The 9284-nt window shown below is 67.5% G+C and carries 8 protein-coding genes; 4 read left to right on the top strand and 4 right to left on the bottom strand.

The features are described from left to right. Window positions 1-168: 168 nt before the first annotated feature. Together Raf01_RS37725 and Raf01_RS37720 are read right to left on the bottom strand one after the other, a co-directional pair. Window positions 169-1032 (bottom strand): hypothetical protein, encoded by an 864-nt coding sequence (locus Raf01_RS37725; RefSeq protein WP_203922888.1) that lies wholly within the window; start codon window positions 1030-1032, stop codon window positions 169-171. A 104-nt stretch (window positions 1033-1136) separates the two neighbouring features. Continuing rightward, complete coding sequence (locus Raf01_RS37720) at window positions 1137-1604, bottom strand: peptidase inhibitor family I36 protein (RefSeq protein ID WP_203922887.1); 468 nt, start codon at window positions 1602-1604, stop codon at window positions 1137-1139. Between the two features lie 485 nt (window positions 1605-2089). Between Raf01_RS37720 and Raf01_RS50705 the strand changes: the two genes are divergently transcribed. Next, window positions 2090-2221, top strand: coding sequence for a hypothetical protein (locus Raf01_RS50705; protein ID WP_275413136.1), 132 nt, complete (start codon window positions 2090-2092; stop codon window positions 2219-2221). Window positions 2222-2288: 67 nt separating this feature from the next. After that, window positions 2289-3812 carry a glycosyl hydrolase gene (locus tag Raf01_RS37715; RefSeq protein ID WP_203922886.1) on the top strand — a complete coding sequence of 508 codons (1524 nt, stop codon included), beginning with the start codon at window positions 2289-2291 and terminating at the stop codon, window positions 3810-3812. Between the two features lie 107 nt (window positions 3813-3919). Here the strand turns inward: Raf01_RS37715 and Raf01_RS37710 are convergent, their stop codons facing one another. Further along, on the bottom strand, window positions 3920-5161 hold the full coding sequence (locus Raf01_RS37710) for a glycoside hydrolase family 27 protein (RefSeq protein ID WP_203922885.1): 1242 nt from the start codon (window positions 5159-5161) through the stop codon (window positions 3920-3922). 262 nt (window positions 5162-5423) lie between these two features. On the opposite strand from Raf01_RS37710, the gene Raf01_RS37705 reads away from it, so the two are divergent. After that, on the top strand, window positions 5424-6587 hold the full coding sequence (locus Raf01_RS37705; protein WP_203922884.1) for an NADAR family protein: 1164 nt from the start codon (window positions 5424-5426) through the stop codon (window positions 6585-6587). Window positions 6588-6593: 6 nt separating this feature from the next. Here the strand turns inward: Raf01_RS37705 and Raf01_RS37700 are convergent, their stop codons facing one another. Then, a complete protein-coding gene (locus Raf01_RS37700) occupies window positions 6594-8048 on the bottom strand; it encodes a hypothetical protein (RefSeq protein ID WP_203922883.1) in 1455 nt (484 codons plus the stop codon). Window positions 8049-8696: 648 nt separating this feature from the next. Here Raf01_RS37700 and Raf01_RS37695 point away from each other — a divergent pair. Then, complete coding sequence (locus Raf01_RS37695) at window positions 8697-9200, top strand: NUDIX hydrolase (protein WP_203922882.1); 504 nt, start codon at window positions 8697-8699, stop codon at window positions 9198-9200. Window positions 9201-9284 lie beyond the last annotated feature (84 nt).

Here is a 9284-nt window from a genome sequence, read left to right as displayed (position 1 = left end):
ATGCGCATCTTGACCACCTCCATGGCCTTCACCACCTTTGTTGTTGGACGATCCCGCCTTCCGGACGGTTGTCGCGATCCGGCGCGCATCCGCTGCGGGGCAGTACGTTGTAACACCCAGCCGAGGACGCAGAGGAGTGAACTCGGACTACCTCGGACAGGTCGGCGTTCAGGAGGACAGGGCCCGTCGAGCGACCTGGCCGGCCCGCCCGCGAGCGGCATAGATGCTGTCGAGTTGAGCCAGCACCTGCCCGGACAGGTCGGCAGTGAACTGGGTGAGCGCGTTGCCGCGGTTGGCCCGCAGGTGGGACCGGGAGTCGCAGTCGCGGTCCGCGGCGGCGATGGCGGCCTGACGCCGGCCCAGCGACGCCGCGTCCAGTTGCGCGGTCTCCAGCGACGAGATGGCCGCCGATGGTGAGTCGAAGCTCCACTGCCGGTCCGTCATGCACGATTGCCAGTCTTTGAGCGCGGTGGTGTAGCGACCATCGGTGGCGAGGAAGGCGTTGAACTCGTCCCGGACGACCTGTGGCACGTACGCCGATGCGACATATGCGCGTACCGACCCGAACAGGCCCGTGCGGGCTTGACCGGTGCACCCGCCCGTTTCGTAGCCGATGGTGCTGCCGTCGGGAAGAGTCATCGCCGCCACGGCCGTCGGCGCACCCTCGAGCGCGGAGCGGAAGGACACCTGATCAGCGCCCGGACTGCTCGGCTGATCGTGGTGCGGGAAGACGCCATAGGTAGGCGGAGCGCCACTGCCCAGTGCATCCGCGGTCATCGTCTCCGCGTCGGGTTCGGGGTCCGCGGCGGGAAGCGGATAGGCGAATCCGTGGCCTTTCATGCACTGGGCGACGAGTTGATTCTCCGCCCGGCCCACCAGCCACGACCACTGCAGGGTGGCGGCGTCCTGCGCTATCACCGAACTGGCGTGGGCCTGCGGCATCGCGCTCGCGGAGACCCCGTTCGGCACCGTCGCGGTGGGCCGGGGTGGGCGGCTGCGGGAGCAGCCGCCCATTCCGGCGATGACGGTCATTGCCGAGACCATGGCCAATGCCAGCACGAAGAGTCGCAAGACACGCTGCCGTGGGGACCTGTCCATGGCGGGCCACCGCCCTTTCGCGGTTCGACAACCGTCGGTCATGGGCACGCGCTGGAGACCCAGTCGTTGCTGCTGATTTGGTCGTTCATCTTCACGCCGTTGTCGAAGTAGTGTGAGGTGAGGTTGCTCCACATCGTGCCGCGCGGCAGGCAGGAGCCGCCGCCACCTCCGTTGTCGTCCTTGAAGACTCGCGCATTGCTGTACTGGCCATGGTTGTAAATCGCCGAAGCGCAGTCGTTCCACGTCCCGCCGTTACACTGCGGCTCGGCGAATTTGGTCCAGGATCCGTTGTTTCCGGAGACCATTCCCATCTTGCCGATCCAGTTCGCGTCAACCCAGAAACACAGATCTCCGAGCGGGCAGTCCGCGGTACTCGATGCTGGCACAACGCTCGATGGCCGGACGCTGCTCGTCGTGGACGGATGCGCTGACGCCGGCGCGGCCAGTGCAGCCGCCGCGAGCACCGGCAGGCCGATGAGGGCCAGCTTGGTGACAATTGACTTCACGCCCGTTCCCTTCTCCTCGTGCGCGGATCCGACTGCCGCGCTAACGAAACTTCTATCCGGGCGTAGGCGGAAGGTCCACGATCTCGGACGCGCTCGGACTGTCTCGGACGTCGGGTTCGGTTAAAGCCCGCGGTGCGCTACCTTCCCGTGCCGCATCCACCCGCGGCCCGCGCCGTTGGGCCGCGCACAGCTGGAGGATCGGTGGAGTCCGGCGCCGTCCGAGAACGTCCGATCCGCTGTTCGTCGGCCCAGCACAGGCACCCCGGTGGGCGGGTCACCTGACGCGACACGGGGTCGCCACCGGGATGCCACGCCCTGGGGACAAGCTAGCTGCTGCCGTCGGCGAGCCGGATCGTCGAGGTATCGGCAGCCGTCGGTGCCTCCGCCGCGATCCGCAGTCGCCGGCCGCAAAGAATGTCCTCAGGCCAGCGACCGCCTGTCGCTCGCAGCAACCGGGCGACGGGATGCATGAGAGGGAGATGAAAATGGCAGGACCCATCCGCTACCTCAGAGGTGACGCACCAGTCGTGGGCGTGGCGGGCGCCCTCACGGCGGCCATGCCCACCAGCGCGCCCGCGGCATCGGCATACGCCAACACGGCCGCGCCCGAGCGGTGAACTGGACCGCGCACAGCTCTGCGGCCGCACCCGCGTCGCGGAGGCATCTACAGAGAAGGAGGCCCAAATGACCCGCAAGCGCCGCGCCGGCGGAGCTGCACTCGGCGCAGCGATGGCAGCCACAGCGCTGCTCACCGCTACCGGACTATCGGCCCAGGCATCCACCGCACCGTCCAAGCCGGCACCCCCGCCCGCGACGCTCGGCATCTACGCCGGCGGATCGGCTTCGCAGGGGCAACACCCCAACATTCTCAACGAGTACTACGCCTGGGGCGACACCAGCATCAGCTCGTTTCTGAACTCGGCGCACTCGCAGGGAGCGACCCCGTTCATCGAGCTGGAGCCCTGGACCGAAGCCAGCGCCAGCAACTGCACGGTATCCATGTCCGGAATCGCGAACAACACCTCCTCGGCCGTCAGCTACGAGAAGGCCATCGGCACGGCGATCGCGAACTTCGGGCATCCGGTGATTCTGACGTTCGCGCACGAATTCAATGTCTCCGGCCAGTACCCGTGGGCTACCGGCGGCGGCTGCAACACCAGTCCGTCTGGTTGGATCGCGGCGTGGAAGAGCGTTGTCACCAACGTGAACAGCACCGCAGGCCAGAACGCGTACTGGCTGTGGGCTCCGAACGCCGACACGGGTGGCACCACGCAGAGCCCGGCTCCATGGTGGCCTGGCATCAACTACGTCGACATGGTCGGCGTGGACGGCTACCCGGATACCGAGTGGGGCTCCCAGTTCGGTACATTCTCCGGCGAGTTCGGCCCCGCGTTCAGCGAAATCCGCAGTGTCGGTTGGAGCGGGCCGATTTTCATCTCCGAGACGAACCTGGCCCGGCTTGACCACAGCGGGTACGAGTCGTTGACCGGCTTCGTCAACGACCTGTTCAACGCTGGCGGTTCCGGTGTGCTGGAGTTCGAGGACCCGAGCTGGGGTTCGCCGACGATGACCAGCCAGCAGTGGACCGAGCTGGACAACGCCATCGCCGCCCACAACGGTGGCGGCACCCAGCAGGCACCGGCAGCCACCACGAACGCGGCCAGCAACGTGACCAGCTCCGGGGCTACGCTCAACGGGTCGGTCAACCCGAAGGGCGCGGCGACTACCTACAGGTTCGATTACGGCACGTCGACCAGCTACGGGAGCAGCACCACGGCCGGGAGCGCCGGGTCGGGTACGGCGGCGGTGAACGAGTCGGCCAACGTGTCCGGCCTGGCGGCGTCCACCACCTATCACTACCGGATCGAGGCGACGAACAGCGCCGGCACCACCTACGGTACTGACAGGACGTTCACCACGTCCGCCGGCGGTACCGGCGCGCCGGTCCTCTGCTGCGGCCACGTTGTCTCCGTGAACAACAACCGCGCGGTCGTCGCCTGGGACTCCACTGTGGAGCCAGGTACCTGGAAGGTGACGATCGTCGGCCCCGGCACGATCAACGGGACCACGAACACCGTGGGCATCCCCCAGGCGTCGTACTCGGGTCTGGAGGCTGGCCACACCTACACGGTGACGGTCCAGCAGCTCGACTCGAACGGGCAGCCGTGGGGGGCCTCCGGACAGATCGTGTTCGTGACGACGAGCTGAGTACCGACGCAAGGGCCTCGTCGCGGCCCGGATCGGGTCACCACACCCCGACCGGGCCGCGACGAGGCCGCGGACACGCCCGCGCATCCAGTTATGCGCCCGCCGGCTCAGCTGCTCACCGGTTTGATCACCACCGTCTCGGTCTGCCCGGCGGCGAGCGTGACGGTCACGCCGCTGAACGTGGTGGTCGTCTTCTTCCAGACGTTGTAACCGGTCGCCCGTGGCGTGCTGATCCCGAGCTGCGACAGCGTGAACGTCCCGGTGCCGCTGCCCGTACCGAGGTTGGCGAACAAAACCGCCTGGCCGCCGTCGGCCTTTTTGACCACCGCCTCGATGTGCCCGCTGGTCACGGCGGTGGCGGGCTGCGAGCCGCTCTGATCGATCGCGATGATGTCCGGGTTCTCCAGCGCGGCCAGTTCGGCCGGGGTCAGCGTGGTCAGGTCGGTGGAGATCAGCAGCGGGCTGGCCTCCTCGGCCCAGACCGACAGCTGGCTCTGCTCGTCAGCCAGCGACCAGCCGAACGGGTGTGCCGACGGCGTGCCGGGTACCAGCATGTCCAGGTCGTTCCAGTGGCCGGGACCGGCGAAGGCGTGCAGATGCAGGTCGGCCGCGAGGTGGCCGAGGATGGTGTCGGACGCCGAGTCCAGGGTCGACTCGTCGGCCGCCACCCGCCACATGTTGGCGAAGCCGGCGGAGGACTGCACGGCGGTCACGAAGTCGGACTGGCCCAGCACGTAGATGGGCAACTCCTCGCTGTACACGACGCCGGGGATGGCCGCGTGAAGATCCGCGCCGTACTGCTCGAACGCGGTGGTCAACGAACTCAGCGTCGTGCCCGATGGGAGACCGCCGCACTCGTCGACCTTCACGAAGTCGACGCCCCAGGCCGCGAACGTCCGGGCGTCCTGCGCATAGTGGTTGCCCGATGCGGTGGCGCCCCCACTGCCGGGCAGGTTCTGGCACGTGCGGGTGCCGATGGCCTCATAGATGCCGAACTTGAGGCCGAGCGCGTGGATCTGGCCGGCCAGCCACGGAATGCCGTCGGGAAACCTGGCGGTGTTCCACGTCAGCGCGCCACCGGCGGTACGGGCGGACGCCATCCAACCGTCGTCCAGGTTCACCGTGTCGTACCCGGCCGCGGCGAGCCCACTGCTCACCAGGTACCGGGCCTGCTGAAGCACGTTCTGTTCGGTCGCGCCCGCACCGTACTGGTACCACGTGTTGTAGCCCATCACCGGCAGCCGCCCGAACGGCGCCGGATCGGCGCCGGCGGCCGGAGCCGTGGTGGACAGGGCGGCTGCCAGCGCGACAGCCAGCGAGGCGGCCACCGCCGCGGCCCGTTTAATCATCGGTCACCCACCTTCTCTCGTGCGCGCCGCACCTGTGGTCACCTCGCTGTCGCCGGCATGGCCGGCTGGGACAGTGCTGCCGCGAGTACCGGCCGAAGTGCCCGCGGTACGGCCCGCCAATCGGCATGCATCCATCTTCGGGCGACCGCGTGGCAGGACGGTGGCAAGCCCGTGGCGTCAAGGCTGAATCAGCTCGCCCACCAGTCCACCCAACGCCCGTTGACGGGCCAACGACGCGTCCCAGCTGGACTACTGTTTCCCGGTGGCTATCGGACGACGCACCTACCGCAGCGTGGACGGGGAACGGGTCGAGGGCACCTGGCGGTACATCTTCACCCGTAGTCTGGACACCTACTCGCTGAACGAACTGTTCATCTACGCCGACGGCGCCGTCGACTGTGGTGGGAAGCTGACCGATCTGGAGGGACTGCGGGAGCAACTGCGCCGCGGCCGGGCGGCTACCACACTGGAGAACGGCGCACGGGCCTACGTCCACCACCTGGCGAGCTGGCGCTTCGCCGAACCGCAGGCGTGGATCGACCCGGACATGCTCGTCGGTGAAGTCGCCGACGAGATCGACCGGCTCAACGACCGGCCCGACTCGATGCAGCGTTGCCTGCTCGAGGTCGAGACCTACCTGGCAGACATCACCGAGGACAACCGCCTCGCCCTGCGCGAGCGATACCTGGCCATCCCACAACACTTCCGCCTGTACACGCTCGGCGACATGGACCGCAAAGACTATCCACTCCGAGTTCTGATCAGCGCGATAGGCGAACCGCTGCATGGTGATCCACAGGGTCGGGTCGTCACCGCGCAGATGCACGGCCAAGCGGTTGAGTACTTCCGGGAACGGGAACGCTCGATTGCCGAATGGCAAGCCAGCACACCCTCCGACGGTCCAGCCACCGCGGTAGCGGCTCCGATCAGCATCCACCACACCGTGTACCCGAAGGGATGGCCACAGGATCCCGGCGTACAAGTGCTCCAGAACGACTACCCAGCCACCATCACCATCAATGGCCGGGACTACCCCAGCGTCATCCACGCATATTGGGCGATGTCGACCGACGACTCCGACTGGCACGACCGCATCGTCGCCGCGCCACGCAGCTTCGACGCGGCCGACCTGGCCAAGCAAGCACCCCGCCGCGCGGGCTGGCCAGCAGCCCGCCTCGCCGTCATGACCGCACTGCTGCGCGCCAAATACACCCAGCACCCCCACCTAGCGCACACGCTGCTCGGCACCGGCGACGCACGCATCATGTACATCGACTTCGATTCCGCCTACTGGGTCGCCGGGCAGAAGCGGGGCACCAACTGGATCGGTCGCCTGCTGGAAGTCATCCGCTCCGAGCTGGCCGCAACTGAGGCAGGCATACCCGTGGCCCCAGCTCATGACGCCCGTCCCTCGGCGTCGCCGTGAGCGGGATCAGCCGAAGCAGTTCGGGACTGTGACGGTGCTGCCGGCACAGTTGGTGGGTCGGTTCCCGACGATGGCCGACTTCTGGTCCACCGTGACCGCGTCCCTGTTGGTGGCGAGCCCGCCGGGCGCAACCGTTGAAGAGTTCCCGGTGACCTGAGTCGCCGTGAGCGTGACGGCGCCGTTTCCGTTGACGATCCCGCCGGCCTGCGAGGCGGTCCCGATGGCTCTGTTCAGGCTCACGCGACTGCGCCTCAGCACCAGGCTGGAAACTCGGTTGCTGATCCCGCCGCCGCTGCCACTCGCGGTGTTTCCGCTGACCTCGCTGTCCTCGATCACGGCAATGCAGGATCCGCCGCCGATGAGGGGGGAAGGCTCGGTGTCGATGCCGCCGCCGTCGCCGGTCGCTGTATTGCGGTCGACCTTGGTGTTCTGCAAAGAGATGGTGGCTGCCTCACAGGCGATGCCGCCGCCGTCCCTAGCGGCGGTGTTATCGGAGACGGAGCTGTCCTCGAGTTTCGTGACGCCCGAACCGCTGGCGATGCCGCCGCCGGACGCCCCCAGGACGTCGCCGGCCGCTGCCGTGTTGTGGTCGATTCGAGCTCTCTTCAGTACCGCGTTCCCTATGTCGGTGAGCCCTCCTCCAAAACCGCCGCTGTGGTTGTAGCTGATCTCGACGTTGTCGGCGGACAGGCGACCGTCGTTGAAAATTCCTCCGCCGGAGTCCGTGGTGCTGTTGTTGTCGACCTTGCTGATGGCCTGCCCCGCGTCCGAGTTCGTGGCCGATCCGCCGCTCTGACCGCCGGGCGGGGCCTGCGTCGGCCCGTTACCGGATGCCTTGTTGGGCGCGCCGCTGTTGCCCCACGTTCCCGTGCCAGAGCCGTCGTCCTGCCCAAGGATCGTGGTGATACCGTAGTTGGCGATCCCGCCCCCGACGCTGGTGCTCTGGTTGCCGGCAACGGTGGCGTTGCGGAGGGTGGCCTGGCCGCCGGACTGCACCAGGATGCCGCCACCGCCGGCCGAGTTGGGCGCGAACCCGCCCGCGACGGTGAGGTCTTCCACCGTCAGATTCCCGCCGACCCCGACGTTGAGGATACGGAAGTTGGCCGCGCCCGCGGCGCGCGCAATCGTCGCGCCCTGGCCGTCAAGGCTGATCGGTTGGGTGATGACCGGAAGCCCATCGGGCCCCTGAGCCGCCGTCAGGGTATATACGCACCGAGCGGTGAGTCTGAGGCTCGCTCCACCGGAGGCGTTCGCGCGCACGATCGCCGCGATCAGCCTGTCGGCATTGCACGGCACCAGCTGTTCGTTCCCGCGAGAGCCTTGCTGGCCGCTGCCAACGTCCTGGACCCCGTTCCCGTTCGGGTCACCGTCTACGCGATCCGCGGCCAGAACCTGCGTCGCAGCGGACGACAAGTTCAGCAAGCTGTTGGACCCGTGCTTGAGACCGTTGGCTCCGGCCAATCCGGAAACTCCGCTGAACGCGGTGAGTCCCGCCAGTCCGGCCGCGTACCACCGCGCCCGTCCCCGTGTTCGTGGCGGCGCTGGCCGGGCGGCTTCCACTTCGCTGATACCCCGGCGTACCGGTACATCGTTAGACATCGAAGTCTACCTAACCCTCCAGTAAGCACCACGGACGCATCACTCGAGTGCCACGAATAACTGCACGTCGGATGTAGCTATCGAAGACCACCGTAGAGCGAATATTTTTCGCTTGACACCCTTACTGCAAGAAAACACGCATTCGGGGCTAGAAGGTCGCAGGCTTGGGGCGCGCGCCTGGCGCCGGAGGGCCATTACGCCTGGAACAGGGCGAGTGGTGCCTCGGCCCTTCGGTAACGCTGGCTGATCGGCGGGCCGGGAACGAGGAAGTGCCTTCGCCGACGTGGCTGGGGTGACCGGGCCGAGTGCCGGGTTTACTCAGGTGATGGGCGGGCTGCGGCAACGGCGCGGCGCTCACGACCCGGGCCGGGTCCAAGGTGGACCTGGCCGGTCCAATGTGGATTGTCCCGCATGGAGGTGCAGCCGTGACCGGGTGCGCGGACAAGCGAGCGGTTGTTAGTCTGCGGCGGTGCCGATCACCGTCTGCCTCGCCGCCGCGTCCTACACACCATGACACCGAACCTGCGTCCCGCCGTACGCGCAATCATTCTCGACGAGGACGATCGAATCCTGCTCTGCCGGTTCGTCTTCCCTCACCCGGCGGTGCCAGTCCAGACGAAAGCCGTGTGGGCAGCCCCAGGCGGCGGCATCGAACTCGGCGAGGACCCGCTGACCGCCCTACGCCGTGAGCTTCGCGAGGAGACCGGTTTGGCGATCACTGCCGATCCGCCGCACGTCTGGCACCAGCAAGTCGTGGCCGCCGGCCACGCACCGGGCTTCGACGGCATCGTCAACGACTACTTCCTCGTCCGGACCAACCATTTTGAGCCGCGTGGCGAGCTGACAGATGAGCAGCTCGCCGCAGAGAACCTGGCCGCGTTTCGATGGTGGCGACTCTCGGAGATCGCTGGTTACACCGGACCTGACCTGTTCTCACCGCGGGACCTCTCAACGCCCTTGACGACGCTGCTCACCACGGGAACGCCGACCCAGCCGGTCCACCTTGGCCTCTAGCCCCGGCCCTCACAGACCGGCCGGGCACGCGGATCTCGTTACGGGGAGGTGGTGCTCGCGTCGGCGTACGTCACCTCGGAGCTG

This window comes from Rugosimonospora africana, assembly GCF_016862975.1.
Taxonomy (GTDB): Bacteria; Actinomycetota; Actinomycetes; order Mycobacteriales; family Micromonosporaceae; genus Rugosimonospora; species Rugosimonospora africana.
The sequence above is the reverse complement of the archived record's forward strand: the minus strand, read 5'-3'. Positions and strand labels throughout refer to the sequence as shown.